This is a genomic window from Frigoribacterium salinisoli (assembly GCF_054781095.1).
In genome coordinates, this window is sequence record NZ_BAAGVB010000001.1 from 1 (window position 1) to 26,627 (window position 26,627).

The following is a 26,627-nucleotide window of genomic DNA, read 5'->3' on the forward strand; positions in this document are numbered from 1 at the left end:
ATGATCAGGTCCTTTGCTGTGGTGTGCGTTCCCTGGTGAGGTAGAAGGGGTTCGCCACCGGACGCCGATCGGTTTGGTCCGTTACCCGACCGTGACCTGCAGCGGGTCGAGCAGCACCCCGACGCGGTCACCGGGCAGGAGCCGCACGGCGGCCCCGTCGCTCCAGTCGGCCTCGACCGTGAGCTCGTGCCCGCCCTGCCGCAACCGCACCGTCACGGCCAGGCGGGTCACGCGCGGTTCGAGCCGCAGGACGTCGCCGTCGAGCGCGTCCGTTCCCGTGGCCGCTCCCTCGACGAGCAGCCGGGCCGCCGACGCGGGCACGACGACGCGCGGGGGACCGCCGGGGGCACGGCGCACGGACCGGACGCGCGCGCCTCCTGCCAGCGTGGCGACCCATCCCTCGTCATCACGGTCGACGCGTTCCGGCCGCCACACGGCGCCGCCCGCGAGGCTCGCGACGTACGGCGACCACGGGTCGGCCAGCACGGCGGCGGGCGGGCCGCCCTGGACGACCTGCCCCCGGTCGAGCACGAGCACCCGGTCGGCCAGCGCGACCGCGTCCACGGGGTCGTGGCTCACGAGCACCGTCGGCGTCGGCTGCCCGGCGAGCACCTCGCGCAGCACGGCGCGCGTCGCCACGCGTGCCTCGGCGTCGAGCGCGGCCAGCGGTTCGTCGAGCAGCAGCAGGCGGGGCCGGACCACGAGGGCGCGGGCCAGGGCGACGCGTTGGGCCTGCCCGCCGCTGAGCGCGGAGGGGCGCCGGTCGCGGAGAGGGGCGAGGCCCGCCCGGGCGAGCTCCTCGGCGGCGGTGCGGTGCGCCTCCTGCCGCCGGGTGCCCGTGGCGCGCAGCCCGAAGGCGACGTTCTCGAGGGCGGTGAGGTGCGGGAAGAGCCGGTGGTCCTGGAAGACGAGGCCCACGCGGCGGTCCGGCGGGGCGACGTGGCGACCGGCGTCGACGTCGTCGAGCAGCTCGTCGCCCAGCTGCACGCGGGTGCCGGGCCCCGCGACCAGCCCGGCGAGGGCGGCGAGCACGGTCGACTTGCCGGCACCATTGGGACCGAGCAGGCAGAGCACCTCGCCCGGTCCGACGGTCAGGTCGGCGGCCACCTCGAACGCGGCGCGCGGGACGCGCACGCGGGCCACGAGACCGGGGGCGTCCGACGGGACCGAGGTCCCTGCCGCTCCCGCGTCCGCCCGGCCCGCGCCGCTCATCGCCCCACCGTCGCACCGGTGAGCCAGCGGTCGCGCAGCAGCAGGAGCACCCCGACGCCGACCGCGAGCAGCACGAGCGAGATCGCGACGGCGCTCTCGGGGTCGGACTGCTGGGCGAGGTAGACGCTCGTGGGCAGGGTCTGGGTGCGCCCGGGGAAGGTCCCCGCGAAGGTGATGGTGGCGCCGAACTCGCCGAGGGCCCTGGCGAAGCAGAGCACGGCGCCCGCCGCGACGCCCGGGGCGACCAGGGGCAGGGTGACGCGCAGGAAGACCGTCGCGCGCGAGGCCCCCAGCGTCGCCGCCGCGACCTGCAGCCCGGGGTCGACGCCGCGCAGGGCGCCCTCGACGCTGAGCACGAGGAACGGCATGGCGACGAAGGTCTGCGCCAGCACGACCGCGCCCAGCGTGAAGGGCACCGTGACCCCCGTGAGCGCCTCGAGCGGTCGCCCGAGCAGGCCGGTCCGGCCCAGCAGGTAGAGGAGCGCCAGGCCGCCGACGACGGGCGGCAGCACGAGCGGCACCGTGACCACGGCCCGCAGCAGGCGCCGCCAGGGCCGTGCCCAGGAGTCGGCCGCCGTGAGCAGCCAGGCCAGCGGCACCCCGAGCAGGAGGCTCACGACCGTGGCGAGGACGGCGCTCGTCACGCTGACCCGCAGCGCGTCGAGCACGGCCTCGCTCGCGAGCCGCTCGCCGAGGGTGGGCCACGGCGCCCGGACCAGCAGGGCGACGGCGGGCAGCACGAGGAGAGCGAGCCCGACGAGGGCCGGCACGAGCGCGAGCAGCGGCAGGCGGCGGCGCCCGCGGCGGTCAGTCGACGACGAATCCGGCATCGGCCAGCACCTGTCGTCCTTCGTCGGAGAGCAGGAGGTCCAGGAACGCGCGCGCCGCGGCCGGCGAGGGCGCGTCCGCGAGCAGGGCGGCCTCGTAGTCGGTCATCGCGGTGCCCTCGGCACCGAGCGGCACGCCCGTGACGGCGTCGCCGGCCGCCCGCACGTCGGTCGCGTAGACGAGGGCCGCGTCGACCTCGCCGAGCCGCACCTTCGTGAGCGTGCTCGTGACGTCGGGCTCGAGCGTGACCGGCGTCACGGCGACGCCCGCGTCGTCGAGCACCGTGCGCGCGAGGGCCCCGCAGGGCACCTGCTCGGCGCAGAGGGCCACGGCGAGGTCGTCGCGGGCGAGGTCCGCGAGCCCCGTGACGCCCTCGGGGTCGCCGGGGGCGACGGCGATCTCGAGCCGGTTGCGCGCGAACGTCACCGGCGCGCCGTCGACGAGGTCGGCGTCGACGACGGTGGCCATCGTGGCGGTGCTCGCGCTGAGGAAGAGGTCGGCGGGCGCACCGGCCACGACCTGCTGCGCCAGCGCCGAGCTGCCGCCCGAGCTGACCGTGACCGAGGCGCCCGGGTGCTCGGCCTCGAACGCGTCGACGAGCTCCGCGACGGTCCCCGTGAGCGAGGCGGCCGCGAGCACGGTCACGTCGCCCGTGAGGTCGCCCGCGGGGGAGGTGGCGCCGTCGGCGGAGGGGTCGCCGGAGGCGCCGGGCGCGCCACCCGCCCCGGTGCAGCCGACGAGCGCGAGGGCGGGCACGAGCGCGAGCCCGAGCAGGGCGCGGGGGAGGCGCGGGGGCCGGGTGCGGCTCCTGCCCGGGACCCTCACGGCTGCCGCCCGGGCACGCCCACGGGGCTCGGCGCGAGCCGGGGCCGCCACGGCGCGAGCAGCCAGCCGCGGCCGTGCACGCGCTCGAGGTGGCGCCAGAGCGACACGAGCAGGATCACCAGGGCCGCCGTGGCCAGCGAGGAGCGCTGCAGGGCGATGCCCGGCTCGAACTGGCGCACGTAGAGGGCGACGGGCACGGCCATCCACTCGACGCGGCCGGTGAGGGCGATGAACGGGACGAGCAGCAGGGCGTACCAGGGGTAGCGCGGGCTGACCGCGATCAGGGTCACGCCGATCATGACGAGCTGGCCCAGCCAGGGGTCGTCGGGGTCGGTGCGGCGCCACACGAGCACGGCCGTGACGAGCAGCACGAGCGCGACGAGCGGGGTCGAGAGGGCGTCGGGCAGCCAGCCGGAGGCCAGGGCGAACCGCGAGCCGTCCTCGTAGCCCTCCTCGGTGAGGTACCCCGGCAGGTAGCCGAGCACGCCGATCCCGGTCATCGCCACGTAGGGCACGTAGAGAGCGACGAACGTGACGACCGCGCCGATCACGACCTTGTACGGCTCGCGCCGCAACAGCGCAGGAGCCGCGATGACGGGGATCAGCTTGGTCGCGATCGCGGCGCCCAGGGCCACGCCGCCCCACCAGCGCCGCCGGGTGGCGACGAGCAGCGAGGCCGCCACGACGAGCACGGCGCCGAGGAGGTCGACGTGGGAGTTCGTGACGCCCTCGGCGAGGACGAGCGGGCACCAGCCCCAGAGTGCGGCCCAGCGCGGGTCGAGGCCACGGCGGCGCAGGACGCGCAGCAGCATCGCCGTCGTGCCGAGCACGAGCCCGGCGCCGAGCACCATGAGCGGGAGGTACCGGGCCTCGGGCCCCACGATCGCCCGCACGCCCCAGAAGGTCAGCTCGGCCGTGGGCGGGTAGATGGTGGGCACGTCGGCGCGGTTGATGGCGGTGCAGAAGCGGTCCTCGGTGCCGAGGTCGGTGCCGCGTGCGAGCTGCCGGTAGCCGTCGTCGCAGCGGATGCCGCCGTCGGCGGTCGCCTCGGGGGTCGGGAAGATCCACTCGGGACGCAGGTGGGCCAGCGTGGGATCGCTCGGCACGTACTGGTAGGGGGAGACGCCCTGGGTCTGCACGATGCCGTCCCACGCGTAGCGGGCCGGGTCGGTGCTCGTGTTCGGCTGACCGCTCGCGAGGGCGGCACCGCAGAGCACGGTGGTGCCGACGAGCACGACCGCGGCGACGCGGCGCGTGGGCACGAGGCGCAGGGCCAGCACGGACACGGCGAAGAGCGACCAGCAGATCGTCGCCCAGCCGACGTACGACCCGCGGGCGTCCTTCTCGAGGAAGGGCAGCTCGAGCAGCCCCCACGCGATCGTCGCGGCCAATCCGAGGACGGCCACCGCCGCGAACACCATGCGCACGGACCCATCCTGGCGGACGGACCCTGCACGATGCCCGTCCCAGGGGGCGAGGAGCAGCCACATGCGACACACTTCGAGGGTGCACGCCCTCCTCCACGCCCTCCGGTCCGCGGCCACGTCGCCGAGCCGCAACGCCCGGTCCGCCGTGGTGCTGGGCCGCCTGCTGGGCCTCGGCTTCGTGGTCTGCCTGCTCACGGGCCTCTACAGCCACTTCCTGCAGGACCCCGCGTCGTGGATGACCTTCCCGACCCGGCCGGTCTGGCTCTACCAGCTCACGCAGGGCGTCCACATCACGGCCGGCATCGCGTGCGTCCCGCTGCTGCTGGGCAAGCTGCACGCGGTCTTCCCGCAGCTCTTCCAGTCGCCGCCGGTGCGGCGCCCGGTCGACGTGCTCGAGCGCGCGTCCATCGCGCTGTTCGTGGCGACGTCGATCCTGCAGCTCGGGACGGGCCTCCTGAACACGTACCAGTGGTACCCGTGGCCGTTCCCGTTCCGTCAGGTGCACTGGGCGCTGTCGTTCGTCATCGTCGGGTCGCTGGCCGTGCACATCGGCGTGAAGCTGCCGCTCATCGCGCGCTACTGGCGCCGCCGGGACAGCTACGACGACGCGGGCCGGTTCGTCGAGCCCGCCGCCGAGCTCGACCCCGTCGCCGCCGAGTTCACGGCCGAGACCGAGCTGCGCAGGAGGCGCGCGGTCGGCACCGCCGCCGCCGGTCCCGAGGCGCGCGGCGTCGTCGGGCGGTTGCAGCGCTGGATCGACCGCGACCCGAGCCGGCCGCCCGCGGTCGACGAGGCCGAGGCCGCGCGGCGGGAACGGCTCTCGCGGCGCGGGTTCTTCGCGGCCGTGGGCGTGTCGACGGGCGGCGTCGTGGCCCTCACCGCCGGGCAGTCGTTCGCGCCCCTCGAGCCCCTCAACGCCTTCGCCCCGCGACAGCGCGGCCTCGGGCCGAACGACCTGCCGATCAACCGCACCGCCGCGGCGGCGCGCGTGCTGGAGTCGGCGATGGACCCCGCGTGGGAGCTCACGGTGGTGAACGGCGACCGCAGCGTCGCCTTCAGCGCCGCCGACCTCACCGCCATGACGCAGGTCGACGCCGACCTGCCCATCTCGTGCGTCGAGGGCTGGAGCCAGACGGGGTCGTGGCGGGGCGTGCGCCTCGCCGACCTCGTGGCGCTCGTGGGTGCCCCGGCGGGCGCCGGGCTGCGCCTCACCAGCCTCGAGGAACGCGGCGGCTACCGGGTGACCGAGATGGGTGGCGAGTACGTCGCCGACCCGCTCACGCTCGTGGCGCTCGAGCTCAACGGCGAACGCCTGAGCATCGACCACGGCTACCCGGCGCGCATCATCGCGCCCGGTCGCCCGGGCGTGCTGCAGACCAAGTGGCTCTCGACCCTGGAGGTGCTCCGATGAGCGTGCCCGTCACCCCCCGGCCCGCCCGGGGCCAGCGCGCGGCGCGCACCGTGCTCGTCGTCGTCGGGGTGCTGCTGCTCGCCCTCGGGGCCTGGGTGCTCGTCGACACCGTCGCGCCCACGCGCTACTCGGGGCTGCTGCTCTGGCTGGTCGGCGCCGTCCTGGCGCACGACGCCGTGCTGGCGCCCCTGCTCGTCGTCGCCAGCCAGGTCGCCCGGCGGACCGGGCGGCGCGTGCCCCCTGGCGTCCTCGTGATCGTGCAGGCGGCGGTCGTCGTCGGCGTCGTCGCGACGCTCGTCGTCGTGCCCGAGATCGTCGCGAAGACGCTCGGCCCGCGCAACGACACCGTGCTGCCGTTCGACTACGGCACGCGCCTCGCGGTGCTCTGGCTCGTGCTCGCCGGTCTCACGGCCGCCGCGGTCGCGGCCTACCTGGTGCGGGCCAGGCGGCAGAACGTGCGCCCGTCGACGACCCAGGTCTGAACGACCGAGAGGCCTGCCCGGCGCGCGTGCTCGACGAGCGCGCCGGCACCGACCTCGGCCCACGGGAAGGGATCGCTCTCGGACCCACGGTCGTCGACCATCCGGGCGAGGTAGACGTCGTCGAGCGCGGCGTCGTCGGCCGTCTCGACGACCACGCCGCCCGCCGCCGAGGCCATCTCGCCGCAGCGGACCAGGAGGGCGGTCGGGTCGCCGCCGATGCCGATGTTGCCGTCGAGCAGCAGCACGGCGTCCCAGTCGCCCTCGTGGGGCAGGGCGTCGAACACGCTGCCCGCGACGACCGGCAGGCCCGCGGCGCGGGCCAGCTCCACGGCGACGGGCGACACGTCGACCCCCAACGCCCGCAGGCCCAGCGCCACGGCCGCGCGCACCATGCGCGCCGGGCCGCAGCCGACGTCGAGCACCGAGGAGGCGCCGTCGAGGGTGCTGAGATCGGCACGGTCGGCATCGGCGCTCCACTTGGCGACGTCGAAGGCGTCGTCGTCGTGCTCGAGCCGGGCGCCGGCGTCGCCGCTGCGCACCATGCGGAGCCGGCCGTCGCGGCGGAGGGCCCGCGCGTACGGCTCGGCGCCGCCCGAGCCGAAGGTCGCGTCGGCACTCGTGCCGGCCGGGGAGAGGGCGTCGGGGGTGAGGGTCACGCGGGACTCCCGTCGGTCGCAGGGGCGGAGGCGGGATCGGCGGCGAGCAGGGCCCGCGCGAAGGCGCCGTCGGGGGCGACGGCCGCCACCTGGCGGGCGTCGTCGATGGTGTCGACGTCGACGAGCTCGGGGAGCATCGCGACGCGGAGGCCGGCCTCCGCGAGCCGGGCCAGCTGGTGGGCGCCCGTGTCGTCCTGCGACATGGGGACGCCGCGGAGCAGGTCGCCGCTGGGCTCGCGCAGGCCGAGGGCCCAGAACCCGCCGTCGTTCGCGGGGCCGAACCACGCGTCGACGTCGTCCGGCCACGCCTCGAACGCCGGGGCCAGGACGGCCGCGTCGAGCTGCGGGGTGTCCATGCCGACGAGCACGGTGGGCCCGTCGACCTCGTCGAAGAGGGCGCCGAGCCGTGCGTCGAGGCCGCCGCCGATCTGGGGGATCACGTCGAAGCGTTCGGAGCCGACGGGCGTGCGGTTGCCGTCGAAGAGCAGCACGCGTCGCGTGGCGGGCAGGGCGTCGGTCGCGGCGATGGTGTCGGCGATCGCCGCGGCCGCGACCTCGGCGGCCTGCTCGAGGCTCAGCGGCGGGTGCAGCCGGGTCTTGACCTTGCCGGGCAGGGTCTCCTTGCAGATGATCACGAGCGTCGTCACCGGCCCGCCTCCCTCAACAGTGCGGACATGTCCTGGACGGCCACCCACGTGCCCTTGGCGGTGCCGGTGACCTTGCTCTTGCCGACGCGCGGCGAGTACGGGGCGTCGAGCTCGCGGATGCGCCAGCCCGCCTCGGAGGCCCGCAGCACCATCTCGAGCGGGTAGCCGCTGCGGCGGTCGCGCAGGTCGAGGGCCAGGAGGTCCTCCCGGCGGGCCACCCGCATCGGGCCGAGGTCGTGCAGCCGCAGGCCGCTCGCGCGGCGCATGAGCCGGGCGAGGACCCAGTTCGCCACGCGGGCGTGGAACGGCCAGGCGTGCCGGGCCGTGGGACGGCGGCGGCCGAGCACGAGGTCGGCCTCCCCGGCGAGCACGGGGGCCGCGAGGGCGGCGAGGTCGCGGGGGTCCATGGAGGCGTCGGCGTCGCAGAACGCCACGTACGGCGCCGTGGCGGCCTCGAGGCCGGCGTGCGCGGCGCTGCCGAAGCCGCGGCGCGACTCCTGCACGACCGTGGCGCCGTGCGCGGCCGCGATCTCGGCCGAGCCGTCGGTCGATCCGTTGTCGACGACGACGGCGTGCCAGCCCTCGGGGAGGCGGCCGAGCACCCAGGGCAGTGCTCCGGCCTCGTTGAGACAGGGGAGCACCACGTCGACGGTCTGGGTCATCCTGCCGAGCTTACGGACGGCAAGCCATGAAAGTGACGTGAGCGGCCCCCGAGCGCGTCCCCCCGAACGGGGAACGGGCGCCCGGCGGTGCTCCGGCCCCGCCGGGGACCGTCAGACGGAGGCGCGCAGGGGGGCGCTCGCGAACTCGCGGACGCCCTCCTCGAAGGTCACCGAGGGGGTCCAGTCGAGCTCGGTGCGCAGGCGCTCGGACGACGCCGTGACGTGCCGCACGTCGCCCGCGCGGTACTCGCCCGTGACGACCGGGGCCGGGCCGCCGGCGTGCCGGGCGAGGGCCTCGGCGAGGTCCCCGATGGTGTGCACCTGGCCGCTGCCGACGTTGAAGGCGCGCGACGTGTCGGCGGACTGCTCGCCCGTCCAGCGCAGTGCCGCGAGGTTCGCCGAGGCGATGTCGCGCACGTGCACGAAGTCGCGGCGCTGGGCCCCGTCCTCGAACACGCGCGGGGCCTCGCCGCGCTCGACCGCCGAGCGGAACAGCGACGCGACGCCCGCGTAGGGCGTGTTCTGGGGCATGCCGGGCCCGTAGACGTTGTGGTAGCGCAGGGCGGCGACCCGACCGCCGGTGGAGCGCGCCCACGACGTGGCCAGGTGCTCCTGCGTGAGCTTCGAGATGGCGTAGACGTTGCGCGGGTCGAGGGGGGCGTCCTCGGCGATGAGCTGCGGCTCGAGGAGGTCGCCGTGGTCGTCCCGCGGGTCGAAGACGCCCGCGTCGAGGTCGGCGATGCGCCGGGGGGCGGGGCGGACGGTGCCGTGCGGGCCCCGGTAGCTGCCCTCGCCGTAGACGACCATCGACGAGGCGACGACGAGCCGGTCGACCCCCGCGCGGTCCATGGCGGCGAGCAGCACCGCCGTGCCGAGCTCGTTGCTGCCGACGTAGTCGGGGGCGTCCTGGAAGTCCACGCCCAGGCCGACCTTCGCGGCCTGGTGGCTCACGGCCGTGACGCCGTCGAGCGCCGCGTCGACCGTGGCGGCGTCGCGCACGTCGCCGACGACGAGGTCGACGCGGGGGTCGAGCTCGGGCGTGCCGCCGTGCACGTCGGAGCGCAGCGAGTCGAGCACGCGCACCGACCAGCCGGCGTCGAGGGCCTGGGCGACGACCTGCGAGCCGATGAAGCCCGCGCCGCCCGTGACGAGCAGGAGGCTCACGAGGCCGACCCCGACACGGGGCGCGCGAGGACCTCGGCCACGGCCTCGGCCGGGATCGACGCAGGAGGCGCGTAGTCGTCCGGCAGGGCCGCCACGATCGCCTCGATGGCGGCGACGATGCGCGGCTGGGCGGCCGCGAGGCGCTCGAGCACGAGCTGGTGGCTCACGGCGTCGGCGTCCTCGCCCTCCTCGGGCGCCAGGCCGGCGTCGCTGTCGGTGACGAACGAGAGGTTGACGGTGCCCAGGCCGAGCTCGAGCGAGAGCGGCACCTCGGGGTACATCGTCATGTTGACGGTGTGCGCGCCCGCGGCGCGGAACCAGCGCGACTCGGCGCGGGTCGAGAAGCGGGGGCCCTGGATCACGACGCAGGTGCCGACGGGCGAGAACGGGTCGCCCTGCGCCTCGAGGGCCGCGATCGCGTGGCGGCGCAGCTCGGGGTCGAACGGGTCGGCCGCGACGAGGTGCTGCACGCCGCCGTCCTCGTCGAAGAACGTGTCGGGGCGGCCCCACGTGCGGTCGATGAACTGGTCGGTGACGACCAGGGTGCCCGGGGGAACGTCCGGGCTGACGCCGCCCACGGCCGACGACGAGACGACGGCCCTGGCGCCGAGCGAGGCGAGCGCCCAGACGTTCGCGCGGTGGTTGATGCGGTGCGGGGGCACGCTGTGGCCCTTGCCGTGGCGGGTGAGGAACGCGACCCGCTTGCCGCCGAGGGTCCCGATCGTGACCTCGCTCGAGGTGCGGCCGTAGGGGGTGTCCACGACGTGGCTGGTCGACTCGCCCTCCCCGAACAGCGAGTAGAGGCCGCTGCCGCCGATGACGGCGACGTCGACGCGGGGCGTCGCGGGGGAGGAGGCGGTGGGGTCGGTCATGGTGCTCCCGAGGGTCGATCAGCCGGGCGGGTCCGCACCGGCTCTCCCGTACGCTACCGACCGTGACCCCCGGGGGTCCTGGACCACGACCACGGAGGAGCACGTGCGCACCGTCGACCAGCACGCGGCCGAGATCGACCGGCTCGTCGCCGGAGCCCTCGCGGGCCGGGCGCCCGAGCCGCTGCGCCTCGACCCGGCGTCCGTGGCGGCCGCCGGGGCCGCCGGCACCGACCGCCGCCTGGCCGTCGACGTCGTCGCCCCGATCGCCCTGCCGCCCTTCGCCAACTCGCAGATGGACGGCTACGCGGTCCGCAGCGACGAGGTCGGCGAGGGGGCCACCTTCGCCGTCGCCGCCCGCGTCCCGGCCGGTCGGGCCGCGCCGCCGCTCCTGCCCGGCACCGCGGCCCCTGTCATGACCGGTGCACCGCTGCCCGACGGCGCTGACGCGGTCGTCCCGATCGAGCGGGTCGACCCTCCTGCCTTCTGGCCCGAGTCCGTCGGCACGCCCGGCGGGCAGGAGGCCCGGGTCGCCGTGCCCGGTCCGGTCGCCCCCGGCACGTACGTCCGTGCCGCCGGCAGCGACGTCGTCGCCGGTGCCGTGCTGGCGCGCGCCGGCGACCGCCTCACGCCCGCCCGTCTCGGCGTGCTCGCGGCCGCCGGCCTCGTCGCGGTCGACGTCGTGCCCCGACCGCGGGTGCTGCTCGTGTCGACGGGGGAGGAGCTCGCCGCTCCCGGTGAGCCGCTCGGACCCGGGCAGATCCACGACGCCAACGGCACGGCCCTCGCCGCGGCGCTCGCCGAGGTGGGCGCGGCCGTGACGACCGAGCGCGTCCGCGACGACGCCGACGCCTTCACCGCCGTGCTCGAGGCCCACGCCGCCTCGGTCGACCTCGTCGTCACGACCGGCGGGGTGAGCGCCGGTGCCTACGAGGTCGTGCGCGACGCGCTCGAGCCGCGCGGCGTCGCCTTCGGGTCGGTCGCGATGCAGCCCGGCGGGCCCCAGGGCTGGGGCACCGTGCCGCTCGGCGGCCGCGACGTCGCCGTCGTCTGCCTGCCCGGCAACCCGGTGAGCTGCCTCGTCTCGGTCGAGGCGTTCCTGCGCCCCGCCCTGCAGCGGGCCACCGGCGCCGGACGGCCGCGACGGCACGGCACCGCCCCCATGGCCGAGGCCGCCGAGAGTCCCGTCGGCAAGCACCAGCTGCGGCGCGGCGTGCTCGACGACGACGGTCGCGTGCACCTCGTCGGCGGACCCGGCTCGCACCTGCTCTCGGCGCTCGCCGACGCCACCGTGCTCGTGCACGTGCCCGTCGGGGTCGACCGCCTCGACGAGGGCGACGAGGTCGTAGTGTGGGGCCTCGATGACCGATGACAGCCCGGCCGGGGCGACCGGCGCCCGCGCCCTCAGCCACGTCCGCGACGACGGCTCCGCCCACATGGTCGACGTGACCGCCAAGGCCGAGACGAAGCGGGTCGCCACGGCGCGCGCCGTGCTCACGACCCGGGCCGACGTCGTCGCCCAGCTCGCCGAGGGGTCGCTGCCCAAGGGCGAGGCGCTCGGCACGGCGCGGATCGCCGGCATCATGGCCGCGAAGCAGACGCCCGCGCTCATCCCGCTCTGCCACCCGCTGCCGATCGGCAGCGTCACGGTCGACTTCGAGGTCGGGTCGGACGCGGTCACGGTGCTGGCGACCGTCTCGACCCGGGGCGTCACCGGCGTCGAGATGGAGGCGCTCACCGCCGCCACCGTCGCCGCGCTGACCCTCTACGACATGGTCAAGGCCGTCGACCCGCTCGCCGTGATCGGCGACGTCGCCGTGCTCGCCAAGCAGGGCGGCAAGAGCGGGGACTGGTCGCGATGAGCGACGAGCCCGCTGCTGAGGGGTCCGCCGCGGAGGCGCTCGCGGCCGACGGGCGTGCTGCTGACGCGCTCGCTGCCGACGCGCTCGCGCCCGACGACGCGCCGCCGCCCCGTCGCGCGGTGGTCGTCGTCGCCTCGACCGGTGCGGCGACCGGCACCCGGGTCGACGAGACCGGCCCCATGATCCGCGACTGGTTCACGGCCCGCGGCTGGGTCGTCGAAGGACCGGTCGTCGTCGCGGACGGGGAGCCCGTCGGCAGCGTGCTCGAGGCCGCGCTCGACTGGGGCGTCGACGCCGTCGTCACCACGGGCGGCACGGGCGTCTCGCCCACCGACCAGACGCCCGAGGTCACCGCCCCGCTGCTCGACCGCGAGCTGCCCGGCATCGCCGAGGAGCTCCGCCGCCGAGGCGTCGCCTCGACCCCGACCGCCGTGCTCTCGCGCGGCCTCGCCGGCGTCGCCGGGCGCACCTTCGTCGTCAACCTGCCCGGCTCGCGCGGCGGGGTCCGCGACGGGCTCGCCGTGCTCGACGACCTCCTCGACCACGTCGTCGACCAGCTCGCAGGAGGCGCGCATGGCTGAGCCCGCCGGCCCCGACGCCGTCGCTCCTGCCACTGCTGCCGTCGCCGCTGCCGCTGCCGCTGCTGCCGGCGCTCCTGCCGCTGCCGCTGCCGCTGCCGCTGCTGCCGGCGACCCGTCCGGTCCCGGCACCCGGGTCCTCCTCGCCCGCGTCACGGGCGAGCCGCTGTCGGTCGCCGCGTGCTCCGCGCTCGTGGCGGGGCCCGCCTCGGGCGCGGTCGTCACCTTCGAGGGGGTCGTGCGCGACCACGACGACGGACGCGGCGTCACCGCGCTGCACTACGAGGGGCACCCGTCGGCGGCCGACGTGCTGCACCGCGTCGCGACGGCCGTCGCCGAGCGCTGGCCCGCGGTGACGATCGCCGTCGAGCACCGCACGGGCGACCTCGTCGTCGGGGACGTCGCGCTCGCCTGCGCAGTGGCGAGCGCCCACCGCGCGGACGCGTTCGCCGCCTGTGCAGCCCTCGTCGACGACCTCAAGGCCGAGGTCCCCATCTGGAAGCGCCAGGCCTTCACCGACGGCACCGACGAGTGGACCGCCTCCCTGGGCTGACCCCGCCCACCGCACCCGCCCCTCCTGCCGCACCCGCCCCTCCTGCTGCACCCGCCCCTGGTGGTCCTCCGGGCGGATAAGGCGACCAGCAGGGCTCGCGCGCCGGAGTGTCGGGCTGTCCCGGCGGCGTGTCGCCCCCGATCTGTCGCATCCGGCAGGCAGGAGGCGCGTTCGCGTCCGCCCCGGACCTCCCGGCGCGCCCCGCCTGCGGCTCGCGGCGGAAAAGGCGACCAGCAGGGCTCGCACGCGCTCGTGAGGGGCCGCCCGGGCGGCGTGTCGCCGCCGATCTGTCGCGTTCGGCGGGGACACGGCAGGCAGGAGGCGCGCGGGCCCGCGCCGGACCTCCCGCCCCGCCCCGCCCCGCCCCGTCCGGCCGGCTCTCCGCTACCCGCCCGCCACCCGACGGACGCCCGGCCGGTCGCGACTACGCTCGTCGGGTGGCACATCTCCTCGGCGCAGAAGACATCCGACTCGAGTTCCCGACGAAGGTGGTGCTCGACGGCATCACCCTCGGCATCGACGAGGGGTCGCGCATCGGCGTCGTCGGGCGCAACGGCGACGGCAAGTCGACCCTCATGTCGGTGCTCGCCGGCCGGCAGGAGCCCGACTCCGGCCGCGTCACCCGCCGTCGCGGCCTCACCATCGGCATGCTCGACCAGCGCGACGCGCTCGCCGAGGGCACCACGGTCGGCGAGCTCGTCGTCGGCGGCCGTGCCGAGCACGAGTGGGCGGGCGACTCGCGCATCCGCGACGTCATCTCGGGCCTCGTCTCGGACGTCCCGTGGGACGCCGACGTCGCCGACCTCTCCGGCGGGCAGCGTCGTCGCGTCGCGCTCGCCGCGCTGCTCGTCGGCGACTGGGACCTCCTCTTCCTCGACGAGCCCACCAACCACCTCGACGTCGAGGGCGTCGCGTGGCTCGCGCAGCACCTCCGCCGCCGCTGGTCGCCGAGCCAGGGCGCGCTCGTCGTCGTGACCCACGACCGGTGGTTCCTCGACGAGGTGTCGACCGACACGTGGGAGGTGCACGACGGCATCGTCGAGCCCTTCGAGGGCGGCTACGCGGCGTACGTGCTGCAGCGCGTCGAGCGCGACCGCATGGCCGCGGCGAGCGAGTCGAAGCGCCAGAACCTCATGCGCAAGGAGCTCGCCTGGCTGCGCCGTGGCGCCCCGGCCCGCACGGCGAAGCCGAAGTTCCGCATCGACGCCGCCAACGACCTCATCGCCGACGAGCCGCCCGTGCGCGACCAGGTGCAGCTGTCGCAGATGGCGACGGCGCGCCTGGGCAAGGACGTCGTCGACGTCATCGACGCGGGCGTCGAGCTCGGCGGCCGGACGATCCTGCACGACGTCGAGTGGCGGATCGCGCCGGGGGAGCGCACCGGCGTCCTCGGCGTCAACGGTGCCGGCAAGTCGACCCTCCTGCGCCTCGTCACGGGCGAGCTCGCGCCGACCACGGGCCGCGTCAAGCAGGGCAAGACCGTCAAGTTCGCCGTCCTCGACCAGCAGCTCGCCGACCTGCACGAGGTCGCGCACGAGCGCGTGAACGACGTCATCGGCCGCCAGCGCACCTCCTACGTGGCGGGCGGCAAGGAGATGACGCCCGGCCAGCTGCTCGAGCGCCTGGGTTTCACGAGCGCGCAGCTGCAGACGCCCATCAAGGACCTCTCGGGCGGGCAGAAGCGCCGCCTGCAGTTCCTGCTGATCCTGCTCGACGAGCCGAACGTGCTCGTGCTCGACGAGCCCACCAACGACCTCGACACCGACATGCTCGCGGCGATGGAAGACCTGCTGGACTCCTGGCCCGGCACCCTGCTCGTCGTCTCGCACGACCGGTACCTGCTCGAGCGGGTCACCGACCAGCAGTACGCCGTGCTCGACGGTGCGTTCCGGCACCTGCCCGGCGGCGTCGAGCAGTACCTCGAGCTGCGTCGCGTCGCGACGGGTGCGGCAGGAGGCGCGACCGACCGCCCGACGGCCGCCCGCGGCCCGCAGTCTGCCGTGGCCGCGGCGGCCGCGTCCTCGGGCCTCAGCGGAGGTGAGCGCCGCACCGCCGAGAAGGCGCTCGCGAGTGCCGACCGCAAGATGGCGAAGTCGGCGACGGAGCGTCAGCGCCTGCTCGACGCCTTCGCGGCGCACGACCACGACGACTACGCGGGCCTCGCCGCGCTGCAGCAGCAGCTCGCCGACGTCGACGCGAAGCTCGAGGCGCTCGAGGCGGAGTGGCTGGAGCTGAGCGAGAAGCTGGAGGGCTAGGGGCCGGGTCTCACGGGGCCGGTGGGCGGGTGCGCTCGGGCTGCCGGCCGCCGGCCGCTGGCCGCTGGCGCCGCGTCGCCCTACGCGCCGACGGTGAGGCTGAGCGCCCGCAGCAGGCGGGCGAGGTGCTCGCGCTCGTCGTCGCCCAGGTCGGCGAGCAGGTCCGTCTCGGCAGCCACGAGCCGCTCGATGGCGGCGTCGACGGTGTCGCAACCGGCGTCGGTCATGGTGACGAGGATCCCGCGACCGTCGTGCGGGTCCGTGCGTCGTTCGACGAGGCCGCGCTCGACGAGCCGGTCGATGCGGTTCGTCATGGTGCCGCTCGAGACGAGCGTCTGTTGCAGCAGCGCTTTCGGGCTGAGCCGGTAGGGCGAGCCCGCGCGGCGCAGGGCGCTGAGCACGTCGAACTCCCACGACTCGAGGGCGCTCGCCGTGAACGCGGCGCGGCGGGCGCGGTCGAGGTGCTTCGAGAGCCGGGCGACGCGCGACAGCACGTGCAGCGGGGCGAAGTCGAGGTCGGGTCGCTCGCGCTCCCACGCGTCGACGATGCGGTCGACCTCGTCCTGCTGAGCCATGCGCCCATCATGGCAGCCGGGCGAGGGCGGCCAGGGCGGGCACGACCCCCGGCCGGACCTGGGATACTCGTCTGGTGCCTCCGGGCACGTTCCGCCTTGGTGTAACGGCAGCACTCCGGCCTTTGGTGCCGTGTGGTCCGGGTTCGAATCCTGGAGGCGGAGCAGCGACCCGCGCGTAGCCTTGGGCCTCCACGTCCCCCTCCCGAGGAGCCCGTCATGGCCAAGACCGCCGTCGCCACCCTGCACGCCCCCGCCCGCACCGCGTCCCCGTCGCGCCCCGCCTTCCTGCTCGGCGTCCTGTCGGGCTCGCGCTCGGCCACGCCGCTCGGGGTCCTCGCGCTGCACCACGGCCGGCCGGAGGCGCGGGGCGCGTGGCGCGGCTGGCCGGTGTTCCGTTCGCGGCTGGGCCGGGGCCTCCTGGTCGCGGCGATGCTCGGTGAGCTGGTGGGCGACAAGCTGCCGATGACCCCGAGCCGGACGACTCGCGGTGCCCTGACCGGCCGCGCGGTGTCGGGTGCCGTCGCCGGCCTCGCCGTGGCGACCACGACCTCCGGCCGCGACCGTCGCGCGAGCAGCGCCGTCCTGGGCGCTGTCGGTGCGCTCGTCGGCAGCGTCGTCCTGATGCGCGCGCGTGCTGCGGTCGCCTCGCGGACCGGGCTGCCCGACCCCGTGGTGGCGCTCGCCGAGGACGCCCTCGCGATCGTCGGCTCGACGGTGGTCGTGCGCCGGGCCGGTCGCCGCCGCGCCTGACGGGATCGCCGTCCGGGGGCCGACGGGCAGCACCGGTCGGTCCCTAGACTCGGGTGATCCGTCCGACCCCAGGAGCAGCATGAGCCACCGCCCCCTCGCCGTCGTCGTCCTCGCCGCAGGCCAGGGCACCCGCATGAAGTCGAGCACCCCCAAGGTGCTGCACCGGCTCGCGGGCCTGCCCCTGGTCCAGCACGTGCTCGAGAGCGCCGCCGGGCTGCGCCCCGAGCACCTGGTCGCCGTGGTGCGCCACGAGCGCGACCGCGTGGTCGCGTCGGTGCTCGAGACGACGCCGGAGGCCGTGGTCGTCGACCAGGACGAGGTCCCGGGAACGGGGCGCGCGGTCGAGCAGGCCGTCGCGGCGCTCCCCGTCGACTTCGAGGGCGACGTCGTCGTCGTGAGCGCCGACGTGCCCTTCATCGACCACCGCACCCTCGGCGAGCTCCTCGAGCAGCACCGCACCGACGGCGCGGGCGCGACCCTGCTCTCGGCCGTCGTGCCCGACCCGACCGGCTACGGCCGCGTCGTGCGACACGCCGACGGCGGCGTCGAGGCCATCGTCGAGCACAAGGACGCCACCGACGCGCAGCGCGCCATCGCCGAGATCAACTCCGGCACCTACGCCTTCACGGTCGCCGCGCTGCGCACGCACCTGCCGAGCGTCGGCAGCGCCAACGCCCAGGGCGAGAAGTACGTGACCGACGTCGTCGGGCTGATCACGGCCTCCGGCCAGCGCGTCGGCGCCCTCGCCGTCGACGAGGCGTGGCGCATCGAGGGCATCAACGACCGGGTCCAGCTCGCCGCGGCCGCACGCCGCCTCAACGACCGCATCGTGCAGCACTGGCAGCGCGAGGGCGTCACGATCACCGACCCGCAGACCGTCTGGATCGACCGCGACGTCTCGATCGGCCAGGACGCCGAGATCCTGCCCGGCACGCAGTTGCGCGGGGCGACCTCCATCGCGACGGGCGCGGTCGTCGGGCCCGACACCACGCTCGTCGACACCGAGGTGGGCGAGGGGGCGACGGTCAAGCGGACCGACGCGACGCTCGCCGTCGTCGGGGCCGGCGCGACCGTCGGTCCGTTCGCGTACCTCCGGCCGGGCACCCTCCTCGGGGCCGGCGGCAAGATCGGCACCTTCGTCGAGACGAAGAACGCCGAGATCGGCGCGGGCAGCAAGGTGCCGCACCTCAGCTACGTCGGCGACACCGAGATCGGCGAGGGGTCGAACATCGGCGCCGGCACCATCACGGCGAACTACGACGGGGTCGTCAAGCACCGCACCGAGGTCGGGTCGCACGTCCGCACCGGGTCGCACAACGTCTTCGTCGCCCCCGTTAGGATTGGCGACGGAGCGTACTCAGGCGCGGGCACGGTCATCCGCAAGGACGTCCCTGCCGGTGCCCTGGCCATCAGTGTCGCTCCCCAGCGCAACGCCAGCGGCTGGGTCGAGGCGAACCGCCCCGGGTCCGCCGCGGCCGACGCCGCGGCGCGGGCCACCGACGCGCCGACCACCACCTGATCGACCGACTGACCCCCCTGAGAGTCGGCATGGCCCGCGGGCCGGAGAGCGAGTGACGTGTCCGGAATCAAGATCACCGGAGAGAACCGGCTCGTCCTCGTCTCGGGTCGCGCGCACCCCGAGCTGGCCGAGCAGATCGCGGCAGAGCTGGGCAGCGAGCTCATCCCGACCGATGCCCGCACCTTCGCGAACGGCGAGCTGTACGCCCGCTTCGACGAGAGCGTCCGCGGTGCCGACGCGTTCGTGATCCAGGCGCACTCCGCGCCGATCAACGAGTGGCTCATGGAGCAGCTCATCATGGTCGACGCCCTCAAGCGCGCGTCGGCGAAGCGCATCACCGTCGTGGCGCCGTTCTACCCGTACGCTCGCCAGGACAAGAAGGGGCGCGGCCGCGAGCCCATCTCGGCCCGCCTCGTCGCCGACCTCTTCAAGGCGGCCGGAGCGCACCGCATCATGAGCGTCGACCTGCACGCGCCGCAGATCCAGGGCTTCTTCGACGGCCCCGTCGACCACCTCTTCGCCATGCCGGTGCTGCTCGAGCACTTCCGCTCCAAGCTCGACCCCGAGACGCTCACGGTCGTCTCGCCCGACATGGGCCGCGTGCGCGTCGCCGACATCTGGAGCGAGAAGCTCGGCGCACCGCTCGCGATCATCCACAAGCGCCGCGACCCGCTCGTGCCGAACCAGGTCACCGTGCACGAGATCGTCGGCGAGGTCGAGGGCCGCGTCTGCCTGCTCGTCGACGACCTCATCGACACGGGCCGCACCATCGTGAAGGCCGCCGAGGCGCTCAAGGCCGCCGGCGCGATCGGCGTCGTCGTGGCGGCCACGCACGCCGTGTTCAGCGACCCCGCCCCCGAGATCCTCGCGAGCGAGTCGATCGACTCCGTCGTGGTCACCGACACCTTGCCGCTCACCGAGCACCAGCGCTTCGAGGGCCTCGAGGTCCTGCCGATCGCCCCGCTCATCACCCGCGCGATCCACGAGGTGTTCGACAACGGCAGCGTCACGTCGATGTTCGACGGCGCCGCGTAGCGGAGCCGTCGGACCGGTAGGCGCAGCCGACGGGGCCCCCGGGCACGGTCGCACTCCGAGCACGAGACGGCCGTGACCGGGTCGGACCCGACCACGGCCGTCCCGCCGCCGAGGCCGCGTCAGTGCGTCGACGGCTCCGTCTCGATCTCGGACCGGTCGCCCGACCACAGCGTGTGGAACACGCCGTCGCCGTCGACGCGCCGGTAGGTGTGCGCGCCGAAGAAGTCGCGCTGTGCCTGCACGAGCGCGGCGGGCAGGCGCTCGGAGGCCAGCGAGTCGTAGTAGCTGAGCGCGGAGGCGAACCCGGGCACGGGGATCCCCGACAGGGCGGCCTTCGCGACGATGCGGCGCCAGGCGGCCTCGCCGTCGCGCACGGCACCGGCGAAGTAGTCGTCCTCGAGGAGGGTCGCGATGCTGGCGTCCTTCTCGTAGGCCTCGACGATGCGGTCGAGGAACTGCGCGCGGATGATGCAGCCCCCGCGCCAGATCTTCGCGATCGCGCCCTTGTCGATGTCCCAGCCGTACTCGTCCGCCCCGGCGACGATGGCGTCGAAGCCCTGGGCGTAGGCGATCACCTTCGACGCGTAGAGCGCGGTGCGCACGTCGTCCTCGAAGCCGTCGCCGGCCTCCTGCACCTCGGGGCGGCCCTGCAGCGTCGCCCGGACGGCGGCGCGCTGCTCGGGCTTGCTCGACACGGCGCGCGCGAAGACGGCCTCGGCGATGCCGCCGACCGGCACGCCGAGCCCCACGGCGTTCTGCACCGTCCAGACCCCGGTGCCCTTGGAGCCCGCTTCGTCGACGATCGAGTCGACGAGCGGCCCGCCGGTCTTCTCGTCGACCTGGCGGAGCACCTCGGCCGTGATCTCGATGAGGTACGACTCGAGGTCGCCGCGGTTCCACTCGTCGAACACCTCGGCGATGGCCGCGGGCTCGTGCCCGCCGACCCGGCGCAGCAGGTCGTACGACTCGGCGATGAGCTGCATGTCGGCGTACTCGATGCCGTTGTGGACCATCTTGACGAAGTGCCCGGCACCGTCGGCGCCCACGTGGGTGACGCACGGCTCGCCCTCCGCCACCGCCGCGATCGAGGCCAGGATCGGTCCGAGGGTCTCGTAGGCCTCCTTCGACCCGCCGGGCATGATCGACGGCCCCTTGAGGGCGCCCTCCTCGCCGCCGGAGATGCCGGCGCCGACGAAGTTCAGGCCGCGCTCCGCGAGGGCGGCCTCGCGGCGCCTCGTGTCGTGGAAGTTCGCGTTGCCGCCGTCGACGATGATGTCGCCCTCCTCGAAGAGGTCGGCGAGCTGGTCGATGACGGCGTCGGTGCCCCTGCCGGCCTGCACCATGACGATCGCGGTGCGCGGCTTCGCGAGCGACGCGGCGAAGTCCTCCATGCTCTTCGACGCCACGAAGCCCGCGTCGCCGTGCTCGCTCAGGAGGGCGTCGACGCGCTCGGGGGAGCGGTTGTGGACCGCGACGGTGTTGCCCTCGCGGCTCGCGAGGTTGCGGGCCAGGTTCGAGCCCATGACGGCCAGTCCGACCACGCCGATGTTCGCGGTGCCGGTGGTGCTTCCGTGTTCGGCCACGGTGCCTCCTTCGGTTCGGGGAACGTGCCCGACAGTAGGCCGGGGCGCAGGAGGCGCACCCAGCGTGATCAGGACGTGGGGAGACCGCCTCCTCCCCGCCTAGGGTGGAGGACCAGATCGAGAGGACCACCGTGAGCCGTTCCGCCTTCCCGCCCGTCGTCGTCATGGGGGTGTCCGGGTCGGGCAAGTCCACGATCGGAGAGCTCCTCGCCACGTCGCTGGGGGTCCCGTTCGTCGACGCCGACGACCTGCACCCCGCCGCGAACCGCGAGAAGATGGCCGCCGGCCACCCGCTCGACGACGACGACCGTGCCCCCTGGCTCGAGATCGTCGCCCGGCGCATCGCCGAGGGGGCGGAGGAGGGGGTGGTCGTCGCCTGCTCCGCGCTCAAGCGGTCGTACCGCGACGTCCTCCGCACCGGTGACGACCGCCTCCGCTTCGCGCACCTCACCGGCGTGCGCGACCTCGTCGCCCGTCGGCAGAGGGAGCGCGTCGGGCACTTCATGCCGCCGGGTCTCATGGAGTCGCAGTTCGCGACCCTGGAGCCGCTCGGCGAGGGCGAGGGGTTCGAGGTCGACGTGGCGCCGGGACCGGACGAGATCGTGGGCGAGATCGTCCAGGAGCTCGAGCGCCGCTGAACCGACCGGTGCGCGACGCGCCCGGGTTCCGGTAGTGTGGGCCGCTGAACTTCGGCGAGGGGCACGCACGTGCCCGTGATCGACGCGGTAGGCAGACGTGCAGTCTCCCGGGCGTCCAGCGAGTCGACACCACCCACCACAGAGGAGAGCCACGATGGCCGACGAGAACAACCTGTCCGTGAAGGTCCGCACCAGCTTCGGCAAGGGTGCCGCGCGCAAGATCCGCGCCGCCGACCAGATCCCCGCCGTGCTCTACGGCCACGGCGAGGCCCCCCAGCACCTGACGCTGCCCGGCCACGAGACGATGCTCATCGTCCGTCGCGCCAACGCCGTCATCACGCTCGACGTCGAGGGCCGCACCGAGCTCGCGCTCGTCAAGGACATCCAGCGCGACCCGGTCCGCCAGGTCATCGAGCACGTCGACCTCATCTCGGTCCGTCGCGGCGAGAAGGTCTCGGTCGAGGTCCCCGTGCACGTCGAGGGCGAGTCGGCTCCCGGCACGATCAACGTCGTCGAGACCACGACCCTCGAGCTCGAGGTCGAGGCCACGCACATCCCGCAGAACGTCGTCGTCAGCATCGACGGCCTCGAGGAGGGCGCGCAGATCACCGCCGCCGACGTGACGCTGCCCCAGGGCGCCTCGCTGGTCACCGACCCCGAGACCCTCGTGCTCAACATCACCGTGCCGCAGCTCGACCTCGAGACCGACGCGGTCGAGGGCGACGAGCAGGCCGAGGGCGACGTGCCCTCGATCGAGGACGAAGAGCGCTCGGAGTAGTCCGGTCCTCGCCGGCGCTGCACGCGAAGATCCCATGGCGGACGATCAGTGGCTCGTGGTCGGGCTCGGCAACCCCGGGCCCGGCTACGCCGGCAACAGGCACAACGTCGGACAGATGGTGCTCGCCGACCTGGCGCACCGCCTGTCGGCGAGCTTCAAGAACCACCGCACGGCAGCGAGCGTGGCGGAGGGCCGTGCCGTCCCCGGCGGCCCCCGCCTCGTCCTGGCCAAGCCCGACACGTTCATGAACGTGTCGGGCGGGCCGGTGTCGCAGCTCCTGCGCTTCTACGACCTCGACGTCTCGCGGCTGATCGTCGTGCACGACGAGCTCGACATCCCCTTCGACGCCCTGCGCATCAAGCAGGGCGGCGGGCACGGTGGCCACAACGGCCTCCGTGACATCATCGCCGCGACCGGGTCGCCCGACTTCACGCGGGTCCGCGTCGGCATCGGCCGTCCGCCCGGCCGCCAGCCCGCGGCCGACTTCGTGCTGCGCGACTTCACGTCGACCGAGCGCACGAACCTCCCCGTGCTGCTCGGGGACGCCGCCGACGCGGTCGAGATGATCGCCGCGCAGGGCGTCACGCCCACGCAGCTCAAGTTCCACACCGCGGGCTGACGCCCGGCCGTCTGCGCCCTGAGCGATCAGGCCGTACCGGTGTCGGGGGCCGCAACTACACTCGTCGGCGTGATCCTCTCGGGCATGATCCCCGCGCTCTCGCGCGCCTCCACGTTCTCCGCCGCGCTCGACCGCGCGCGCACCGACACCGACTTCTCGGCCGTCGACGGCCTCCGCGTGCCCCTGCTCGCGGGGCTGCTCGCGCGGCGCGGGGGGCCGCAGGCCATGCTCGTCGTCACGGCGACCGGCCGCGAGTCCGAGGCGGTCCGTGGCTCGTTGTCGAGCTATCTGCCCGAGGCCGAGATCCTCGAGCTCCCCGCGTGGGAGACCCTGCCGCACGAGCGGCTCAGCCCGAGCGCCGAGACCGTGGGCAAGCGCATCCGCGCCCTGCGGCGCCTGGCCGCGTGGCAGGCCGAGGTCGACGCCGACCCCGACACGGCCCGGCACCTCGTGGTCGTGGCCGGGGTGCGTGCCGCGCTCCAGCCGGTCGCCGACAACCTCGCCGACCTCGAGCCCGTGGTGCTCCGCACGGGTGGCCGCGGCCACGAGCTCTCGGCGCTCGCCACGCGGCTCGTCGACCTGGCCTACGCCCGCGTCGACATGGTGACGCGACGCGGCGAGTTCGCCGTCCGTGGAGGGATCCTCGACGTCTTCCCGCCGACGGCCGAGCACCCGGTGCGCGTCGACTTCTTCGGGGACGAGGTCGACCAGGTCCGACGCTTCTCGGTCGCCGACCAGCGCAGCATCGCGGGCGACGTGACCGAGGTCGAGCTGCCGCCGAGCCGGGAGATGCTCCTCACCGAGCCGGTGCGCCAGCGGGCCCGCGAGATGCAGCACGAGTTCCCGAGCCTCGCGCAGATGCTCGCCAAGATCGCCGAGGGCATCCCGGTCGAGGGCATGGAGTCGCTCGCACCGGCCCTCGTGCACGCGCTCGTCCCGGTCACCCACTACCTGCCCGAGGGCGCGTCCATCGCCGTCCTCTCGCCCGAGCGCGTGACGTCGCGCGCCCAGAGCCTGGCGGAGACGAACCGCGAGTTCCTCTCCGCGGCCTGGAACGCCGCCACCGCGGGTGCCGAGGCCCCGATCGACCTCGACTCGGGGGACTTCCTCAGCCTCCGCGCCCTGCGCGACGCCTCGGCAGGGCGCACCTGGTTCACGGTCAGCGGCTTCGACTCCGGCGAGGTCCTCACCGACGAGGAGGCCGTCGAGTCCGCCGGCGACTACGTCCGCGTGCAGGCCGCCCCGGTGCCGAGCTTCAGCGGTCACGCCGAGGGTGCGGTGCAGCACGTGGCCGAGCGCGTCCGCGACGGCTGGACCGTCGTCGTCACCTCTCGTGGCAGCGGCCTCGTGGAGCGTGCCTCCGACGTGCTGCGCGAGCACGAGGTCGCGGCGCGGCTGGAGGACGCCCTGCCCGACGACCCCGAGCCCGGGGTGGTCCACCTCGTGACCGGCGGCGTCGAGGCCGGCTTCGAGCTGCCCGAGGGCAAGCTCGCGGTGCTCGGCGAGACCGACTTCTACGGTCGGAGCGCCACCTACGACTCCCGTCAGGTGAAGAAGCTCGGCAGCCGTCGCAAGGCCGTCGTCGACCCGTTGCAGCTCGCGCCCGGCGACGTGGTCGTGCACTCGACGCACGGGATCGGCAAGTTCCTCGAGCTGACGAGCCGCGAGGTGAGCACGGGCGGCCGCGGCGCCGTCAAGCACAGCCGCGAGTACCTCGTGCTGGAGTACGCGCCGTCCAAGCGCGGGTACCCCGGCGACAAGCTGTACGTGCCGACCGACCAGCTCGACCTGCTCAGCCGCTACGTCGGGGGCGAGGCCCCCAGCCTCAGCAAGATGGGCGGCAGCGACTGGGCCGCCGCCAAGGGCAAGGCGCGTCGCGCGGTGCGCGACATCGCCGTCGAGCTGGTCAAGCTCTACTCCGCGCGCATGGCCTCGAAGGGCCACTCGTTCGGCCCCGACACCCCGTGGCAGCGCGAGCTCGAGGAGGCCTTCCCCTTCGCCGAGACGCCCGACCAGCTGACGACCATCGACGAGATCAAGGCCGACATGGAGCGGCCGATCCCGATGGACCGCCTCCTCGCCGGCGACGTCGGCTACGGCAAGACCGAGGTCGCCGTCCGCGCGGCGTTCAAGGCGATCCAGGACGGCAAGCAGGTCGTCATGCTCGTGCCGACGACCCTGCTGGTCCGCCAGCACTTCTCGACCTTCTCCGAGCGCTTCGCGGGCTTCCCGGTGCACCTGCGCAGCCTGAGCCGCTTCCAGTCGGCGAAGGAGTCCCGCGAGACCGTCAAGGGGCTCGGAGACGGCACCGTCGACATGGTGATCGGCACGCACCGCCTGCTCAGCGAGGCCATCTCCTACAAGGACGTCGGCCTCGTCATCATCGACGAGGAGCAGCGCTTCGGCGTCGAGCACAAGGACGCCCTGAAGAAGCTCAAGACGAACGTCGACATCCTGGCGATGAGCGCGACGCCGATCCCGCGATCGCTCGAGATGGCCGTGACCGGCATCCGCGAGATGAGCACCCTCGCGACGCCGCCGGAGGACCGCCACCCGATCCTCACCTTCGTCGGTCCCGAGAGCGACCGGCAGACCGCCGCGGCGATCCGGCGCGAGCTGCTGCGCGAGGGGCAGGTGTTCTACGTGCACAACCGGGTGTCGAGCATCAACCGCGTCGCGGCGCACCTCGCCGAGCTGGTGCCGGAGGCCCGGGTCGCGGTCGCGCACGGCCAGATGGCCGAGTCCACGCTCGAGCAGGTCATGGTCGACTTCTGGGAGCGCAAGTTCGACGTGCTCGTGTCGACGACCATCATCGAGACGGGGCTGGACATCGCGAACGCGAACACGCTCATCATCGACCGCGCCGACAAGTACGGCCTGAGCCAGCTGCACCAGCTGCGCGGCCGCGTCGGCCGTGGTCGTGAGCGGGGCTACGCCTACTTCCTCTACGACGCCGACAAGCCGCTGAGCGAGACCGCACAAGACAGGCTCGAGACCATCGCGGCGAACAACGAGCTCGGCGCGGGCATGCAGGTGGCCCTCAAGGACCTCGAGATCCGCGGGGCCGGCAACCTGCTCGGCGGTGAGCAGTCCGGGCACATCGCGGGCGTCGGCTTCGACCTCTACCTCCGCATGATCGGCGAGGCCGTGGGCGCGTTCCGCGGCGACGTCGCCGAGGGGCAGACCGAGCTGCGGCTCGAGCTGCCCGTCGACGCGCACATCCCCGAGGAGTACGTCGAGTCCGAGCGCCTGCGCCTCGAGGCCTACCAGAAGCTCTCGACCGCCAGTGCGCCGACGTCGGGCGACGACCAGATCGGCCTCGTCCTCGACGAGCTCACGGATCGCTACGGCGAACCGCCCCGGCCCGTGCTGGCCCTCGTCGAGGTCTCGCGCCTCCGCCGGGCCGCGCAGAAGGCCGGGCTCAGCGAGGTCGTCGTCATGGGCACCAATCTCCGCATGGCCGGGGTCGACCTGCCCGACAGCGTGCAGGTGCGCCTGCAGCGGGTCTACCCGGGGGCGCGCTGGTTCGCGCAGACGTCGTCGGTGAGCGTGCCGCTGCCCCGGCGGCACGGCGAGGCTCCCACCGACGACGAGCTCATCGCCTGGGTCGAGTCGTTGCTGCGCGATCTCTACGGGGTCGAGACGGTCCGACCCGAGCAGGTCGACAGCAGCGCCTCGAGCGCGGGCTGACGGGCGGTC

General features: G+C 74.6%; 24 protein-coding genes, 1 tRNA gene and 2 pseudogenes. 16 read left to right on the forward strand and 11 right to left on the reverse strand.

Annotated elements, in window-relative coordinates:
• Positions 1 to 81: 81 nt before the first annotated feature.
• The 4 genes from ACYVHQ_RS00005 to ACYVHQ_RS00020 are packed head-to-tail and all read right to left on the reverse strand — an operon-like array spanning position 82 to position 4,286.
• Entirely contained in the window at positions 82 to 1,212 is a 1,131-nt protein-coding gene (locus tag ACYVHQ_RS00005; RefSeq protein WP_460509718.1) for an ABC transporter ATP-binding protein, read from the reverse strand.
• Entirely contained in the window at positions 1,209 to 2,042 is an 834-nt protein-coding gene (locus ACYVHQ_RS00010; RefSeq protein WP_460509720.1) for an ABC transporter permease, read from the reverse strand. The genes ACYVHQ_RS00005 and ACYVHQ_RS00010 overlap by 4 nt, the downstream gene beginning before the upstream one ends.
• On the reverse strand, positions 2,020 to 2,865 hold the full coding sequence (modA, locus tag ACYVHQ_RS00015) for a molybdate ABC transporter substrate-binding protein (protein ID WP_460509722.1): 846 nt from the start codon (positions 2,863 to 2,865) through the stop codon (positions 2,020 to 2,022). Before modA ends, ACYVHQ_RS00010 begins: the two co-directional genes overlap by 23 nt.
• Positions 2,862 to 4,286: a glycosyltransferase family 87 protein gene (locus tag ACYVHQ_RS00020; protein ID WP_460511195.1), complete on the reverse strand. Its 1,425-nt coding sequence runs from the start codon at positions 4,284 to 4,286 to the stop codon at positions 2,862 to 2,864. The genes modA and ACYVHQ_RS00020 overlap by 4 nt, the downstream gene beginning before the upstream one ends.
• Positions 4,287 to 4,371: 85 nt before the next feature.
• Between ACYVHQ_RS00020 and ACYVHQ_RS00025 the strand changes: the two genes are divergently transcribed.
• A complete protein-coding gene (locus ACYVHQ_RS00025) occupies positions 4,372 to 5,703 on the forward strand; it encodes a molybdopterin-dependent oxidoreductase (RefSeq protein WP_460509723.1) in 1,332 nt (443 codons plus the stop codon).
• Positions 5,700 to 6,185, forward strand: a complete 486-nt coding sequence (locus ACYVHQ_RS00030) for a hypothetical protein (protein ID WP_460509725.1) — start codon at positions 5,700 to 5,702, stop codon at positions 6,183 to 6,185. Before ACYVHQ_RS00025 ends, ACYVHQ_RS00030 begins: the two co-directional genes overlap by 4 nt.
• Here the strand turns inward: ACYVHQ_RS00030 and ACYVHQ_RS00035 are convergent.
• The 5 genes from ACYVHQ_RS00035 to ACYVHQ_RS00055 all read right to left on the reverse strand — a co-directional run bounded on the left by ACYVHQ_RS00035 (position 6,131) and on the right by ACYVHQ_RS00055 (position 10,186).
• Positions 6,131 to 6,841 carry a class I SAM-dependent methyltransferase gene (locus ACYVHQ_RS00035; RefSeq protein WP_460509727.1) on the reverse strand — a complete coding sequence of 237 codons (711 nt, stop codon included), beginning with the start codon at positions 6,839 to 6,841 and terminating at the stop codon, positions 6,131 to 6,133. The genes ACYVHQ_RS00030 and ACYVHQ_RS00035 overlap by 55 nt on opposite strands.
• Positions 6,838 to 7,488: a TIGR04282 family arsenosugar biosynthesis glycosyltransferase gene (locus tag ACYVHQ_RS00040; protein WP_460509729.1), complete on the reverse strand. Its 651-nt coding sequence runs from the start codon at positions 7,486 to 7,488 to the stop codon at positions 6,838 to 6,840. Before ACYVHQ_RS00040 ends, ACYVHQ_RS00035 begins: the two co-directional genes overlap by 4 nt.
• A complete protein-coding gene (locus tag ACYVHQ_RS00045; protein WP_460509731.1) occupies positions 7,485 to 8,150 on the reverse strand; it encodes a glycosyltransferase family 2 protein in 666 nt (221 codons plus the stop codon). The genes ACYVHQ_RS00040 and ACYVHQ_RS00045 overlap by 4 nt, the downstream gene beginning before the upstream one ends.
• A 111-nt stretch (positions 8,151 to 8,261) precedes the next feature.
• Entirely contained in the window at positions 8,262 to 9,314 is a 1,053-nt protein-coding gene (locus tag ACYVHQ_RS00050) for an NAD-dependent epimerase/dehydratase family protein (RefSeq protein ID WP_460509733.1), read from the reverse strand.
• A complete protein-coding gene (locus tag ACYVHQ_RS00055) occupies positions 9,311 to 10,186 on the reverse strand; it encodes an MTAP family purine nucleoside phosphorylase (protein WP_460509735.1) in 876 nt (291 codons plus the stop codon). The genes ACYVHQ_RS00050 and ACYVHQ_RS00055 overlap by 4 nt, the downstream gene beginning before the upstream one ends.
• Positions 10,187 to 10,289: 103 nt before the next feature.
• Between ACYVHQ_RS00055 and ACYVHQ_RS00060 the strand changes: the two genes are divergently transcribed.
• From ACYVHQ_RS00060 to ACYVHQ_RS00085, 6 genes and pseudogenes are all read left to right on the forward strand, one after another.
• The gene (locus ACYVHQ_RS00060; protein WP_460509737.1) at positions 10,290 to 11,555 is read left to right on the forward strand and encodes a molybdopterin molybdotransferase MoeA; all 1,266 of its coding nucleotides are present in this window, start codon (positions 10,290 to 10,292) and stop codon (positions 11,553 to 11,555) included.
• Positions 11,545 to 12,045 carry a cyclic pyranopterin monophosphate synthase MoaC gene (gene moaC, locus ACYVHQ_RS00065; protein ID WP_460509739.1) on the forward strand — a complete coding sequence of 167 codons (501 nt, stop codon included), beginning with the start codon at positions 11,545 to 11,547 and terminating at the stop codon, positions 12,043 to 12,045. Before ACYVHQ_RS00060 ends, moaC begins: the two co-directional genes overlap by 11 nt.
• A complete protein-coding gene (locus ACYVHQ_RS00070; RefSeq protein ID WP_460509741.1) occupies positions 12,042 to 12,626 on the forward strand; it encodes a MogA/MoaB family molybdenum cofactor biosynthesis protein in 585 nt (194 codons plus the stop codon). The genes moaC and ACYVHQ_RS00070 overlap by 4 nt, the downstream gene beginning before the upstream one ends.
• Complete coding sequence (locus ACYVHQ_RS00075) at positions 12,619 to 13,176, forward strand: molybdenum cofactor biosynthesis protein MoaE (protein WP_460509743.1); 558 nt, start codon at positions 12,619 to 12,621, stop codon at positions 13,174 to 13,176. The genes ACYVHQ_RS00070 and ACYVHQ_RS00075 overlap by 8 nt, the downstream gene beginning before the upstream one ends.
• Positions 13,177 to 13,667: 491 nt before the next feature.
• A pseudogene (locus tag ACYVHQ_RS00080) lies at positions 13,668 to 14,082 on the forward strand (ATP-binding cassette domain-containing protein); the annotation flags it as partial.
• Between the two features lie 494 nt (positions 14,083 to 14,576).
• A pseudogene (locus tag ACYVHQ_RS00085) lies at positions 14,577 to 15,431 on the forward strand (ABC transporter C-terminal domain-containing protein); the annotation flags it as partial.
• A gap of 80 nt (positions 15,432 to 15,511) precedes the next feature.
• Here ACYVHQ_RS00085 and ACYVHQ_RS00090 read toward each other — a convergent pair.
• Positions 15,512 to 16,006, reverse strand: a complete 495-nt coding sequence (locus ACYVHQ_RS00090; protein WP_460509745.1) for a MarR family winged helix-turn-helix transcriptional regulator — start codon at positions 16,004 to 16,006, stop codon at positions 15,512 to 15,514.
• Between the two features lie 90 nt (positions 16,007 to 16,096).
• Between ACYVHQ_RS00090 and ACYVHQ_RS00095 the strand changes: the two genes are divergently transcribed.
• The 4 genes from ACYVHQ_RS00095 to ACYVHQ_RS00110 all read left to right on the forward strand — a co-directional run bounded on the left by ACYVHQ_RS00095 (position 16,097) and on the right by ACYVHQ_RS00110 (position 19,310).
• A tRNA-Gln gene (locus ACYVHQ_RS00095) sits at positions 16,097 to 16,168 on the forward strand.
• A gap of 54 nt (positions 16,169 to 16,222) precedes the next feature.
• Positions 16,223 to 16,756, forward strand: coding sequence for a DUF4126 family protein (locus ACYVHQ_RS00100; protein WP_460509747.1), 534 nt, complete (start codon positions 16,223 to 16,225; stop codon positions 16,754 to 16,756).
• 79 nt (positions 16,757 to 16,835) lie between these two features.
• Complete coding sequence (gene glmU / locus ACYVHQ_RS00105; protein WP_460509749.1) at positions 16,836 to 18,275, forward strand: bifunctional UDP-N-acetylglucosamine diphosphorylase/glucosamine-1-phosphate N-acetyltransferase GlmU; 1,440 nt, start codon at positions 16,836 to 16,838, stop codon at positions 18,273 to 18,275.
• A 57-nt stretch (positions 18,276 to 18,332) separates the two neighbouring features.
• Complete coding sequence (locus ACYVHQ_RS00110) at positions 18,333 to 19,310, forward strand: ribose-phosphate diphosphokinase (protein WP_460509751.1); 978 nt, start codon at positions 18,333 to 18,335, stop codon at positions 19,308 to 19,310.
• A 119-nt stretch (positions 19,311 to 19,429) separates the two neighbouring features.
• Here ACYVHQ_RS00110 and gndA read toward each other — a convergent pair whose 3' ends face one another.
• Positions 19,430 to 20,833, reverse strand: a complete 1,404-nt coding sequence (gene gndA, locus ACYVHQ_RS00115; RefSeq protein ID WP_460511196.1) for an NADP-dependent phosphogluconate dehydrogenase — start codon at positions 20,831 to 20,833, stop codon at positions 19,430 to 19,432.
• A 191-nt stretch (positions 20,834 to 21,024) separates the two neighbouring features.
• On the opposite strand from gndA, the gene ACYVHQ_RS00120 reads away from it, so the two are divergent.
• From ACYVHQ_RS00120 to mfd, 4 genes are all read left to right on the forward strand, one after another.
• Positions 21,025 to 21,531, forward strand: coding sequence for a gluconokinase (locus ACYVHQ_RS00120; protein WP_460509753.1), 507 nt, complete (start codon positions 21,025 to 21,027; stop codon positions 21,529 to 21,531).
• A gap of 154 nt (positions 21,532 to 21,685) precedes the next feature.
• Complete coding sequence (locus ACYVHQ_RS00125; RefSeq protein ID WP_460509755.1) at positions 21,686 to 22,309, forward strand: 50S ribosomal protein L25/general stress protein Ctc; 624 nt, start codon at positions 21,686 to 21,688, stop codon at positions 22,307 to 22,309.
• Positions 22,310 to 22,343: 34 nt separating this feature from the next.
• Entirely contained in the window at positions 22,344 to 22,928 is a 585-nt protein-coding gene (gene pth, locus ACYVHQ_RS00130; protein ID WP_460509757.1) for an aminoacyl-tRNA hydrolase, read from the forward strand.
• A gap of 69 nt (positions 22,929 to 22,997) precedes the next feature.
• Positions 22,998 to 26,618, forward strand: a complete 3,621-nt coding sequence (mfd, locus tag ACYVHQ_RS00135) for a transcription-repair coupling factor (RefSeq protein WP_460509759.1) — start codon at positions 22,998 to 23,000, stop codon at positions 26,616 to 26,618.
• The last annotated feature ends 9 nt before the right edge of the window (positions 26,619 to 26,627 follow it).

Bases quoted from the DNA above. Each gene is read 5' to 3' on its own strand.
- ACYVHQ_RS00005 (WP_460509718.1), bottom strand. From the start codon at position 1,212: ATGAGCGGCGCGGGCCGGGCGGACGCGGGAGCGGCAGGGACCTCGGTC.
- ACYVHQ_RS00010 (WP_460509720.1), bottom strand. From the start codon at position 2,042: ATGCCGGATTCGTCGTCGACTGACCGCCGCGGGCGCCGCCGCCTGCCG.
- ACYVHQ_RS00020 (WP_460511195.1), bottom strand. From the start codon at position 4,286: ATGGTGTTCGCGGCGGTGGCCGTCCTCGGATTGGCCGCGACGATCGCG.
- ACYVHQ_RS00030 (WP_460509725.1), top strand. From the start codon at position 5,700: ATGAGCGTGCCCGTCACCCCCCGGCCCGCCCGGGGCCAGCGCGCGGCG.
- ACYVHQ_RS00045 (WP_460509731.1), bottom strand. From the start codon at position 8,150: ATGACCCAGACCGTCGACGTGGTGCTCCCCTGTCTCAACGAGGCCGGA.
- ACYVHQ_RS00055 (WP_460509735.1), bottom strand. From the start codon at position 10,186: ATGACCGACCCCACCGCCTCCTCCCCCGCGACGCCCCGCGTCGACGTC.
- moaC (WP_460509739.1), top strand. From the start codon at position 11,545: ATGACCGATGACAGCCCGGCCGGGGCGACCGGCGCCCGCGCCCTCAGC.
- ACYVHQ_RS00070 (WP_460509741.1), top strand. From the start codon at position 12,042: ATGAGCGACGAGCCCGCTGCTGAGGGGTCCGCCGCGGAGGCGCTCGCG.
- ACYVHQ_RS00075 (WP_460509743.1), top strand. From the start codon at position 12,619: ATGGCTGAGCCCGCCGGCCCCGACGCCGTCGCTCCTGCCACTGCTGCC.
- ACYVHQ_RS00090 (WP_460509745.1), bottom strand. From the start codon at position 16,006: ATGGCTCAGCAGGACGAGGTCGACCGCATCGTCGACGCGTGGGAGCGC.
- ACYVHQ_RS00100 (WP_460509747.1), top strand. From the start codon at position 16,223: ATGGCCAAGACCGCCGTCGCCACCCTGCACGCCCCCGCCCGCACCGCG.
- glmU (WP_460509749.1), top strand. From the start codon at position 16,836: ATGAGCCACCGCCCCCTCGCCGTCGTCGTCCTCGCCGCAGGCCAGGGC.
- gndA (WP_460511196.1), bottom strand. From the start codon at position 20,833: ATGGGCTCGAACCTGGCCCGCAACCTCGCGAGCCGCGAGGGCAACACC.
- ACYVHQ_RS00125 (WP_460509755.1), top strand. From the start codon at position 21,686: ATGGCCGACGAGAACAACCTGTCCGTGAAGGTCCGCACCAGCTTCGGC.
- pth (WP_460509757.1), top strand. From the start codon at position 22,344: ATGGCGGACGATCAGTGGCTCGTGGTCGGGCTCGGCAACCCCGGGCCC.